This window comes from Salinicola socius, from assembly GCF_001937195.1.
Taxonomy (GTDB): Bacteria; Pseudomonadota; Gammaproteobacteria; order Pseudomonadales; family Halomonadaceae; genus Salinicola; species Salinicola socius.
On record NZ_MSDO01000095.1, the window covers coordinates 1 to 614 of the forward strand.

The 614-nt window shown below is 61.6% G+C and carries 1 protein-coding gene; it reads right to left on the minus strand.

The window, feature by feature from the left end; genetic code table 11:
- A partial coding sequence (locus tag BTW07_RS19000) for a VCBS domain-containing protein (RefSeq protein WP_158025905.1) occupies nt 1–582 on the minus strand: 582 nt, incomplete at its 3' end.
- Nucleotides 583–614 lie beyond the last annotated feature (32 nt).

The window sequence follows — 614 nt, forward strand, 5'->3', positions numbered from 1 at the left end:
GTTAGTGGTGTCGGTCTGACCCGCGGCCAGGCGATCGAACGCCGTGCCCGGATTGAAGCTGTAGGAGCCATCCGCGTTCAGCGTGAAGGTGCCGCCGTTGGAGCCGGTGATGGCCTGCCCCACGCTGCCCGCCGCGCCGTTGACCGCGCTGACGCTCAGGATGCCGCCATCGACATCGCTGTCGTTGGCCAGCACGCCCTGGGCCGCGGCGATATTGAGAGTAGCGTTATCGCCGGTGCTACCGGTATCGGCGCGGGCCACCGGGGCGTCGTTGGTGCCGATAATATTGATCGTGATGGTCTGACTCGCGGAACCGTCGGCCGATTTCACTGCAAAGGTCTCGGTCCGAACCTGACCTTCAGCAAGGTATTGAACCTTGCTGTTATCGGCATTGAAGGTCCATAGACCGTCAGCCGTAACGGAGAGCGAGCCCAACGAGGAGGTGGCACCATTAGTCGTTCCACTGACGCCCGTGAAGGTCACGCTACCCGGCTTGAAACTCGACTGGCCAATATCGATGTCGGTTACCGAGAGCGAACCCGTGGTAGCAAGTTTCCCGCCGCTAACGTTGCTATCTTCCACGACGCTGCCAACAGCAGGGCCGCTGATGATAG